The following is a 233-nucleotide window of genomic DNA, read 5'->3' as shown; positions in this document are numbered from 1 at the left end:
GGGTGGTGCATTACAAACCGCTGGTCGACGGCGCGATTGAACTCGCCTCGCACAAACCGGATTTCTGCGTGATCTTTCAACGCGAACAAGAGGTTGCAACGCTGGTTGCCGACCGTGACGTCGATTGGCACGGGTTTCAGGCCGGCGTGGAACCGGCGGAATGTCTGCCGGTCGAAGGCAACCACCCGGCCTATGTGCTCTACACCTCTGGCACCACCGGCGCGCCAAAGGGC

At 61.8% G+C, this 233-nt stretch carries 1 protein-coding gene; it reads left to right on the top strand.

The genetic code is table 11. The features are described from left to right. A partial coding sequence (locus Q4528_RS16385; RefSeq protein ID WP_303522850.1) for an AMP-binding protein occupies positions 1 to 233 on the top strand: 233 nt, incomplete at both ends.

Source organism: Staphylococcus pasteuri, from assembly GCF_030547725.1.
GTDB classification, from domain to species: Bacteria; Bacillota; Bacilli; order Staphylococcales; family Staphylococcaceae; genus Staphylococcus; species Staphylococcus pasteuri.
This window is presented reverse-complemented; position numbering and strand designations above follow the sequence as displayed.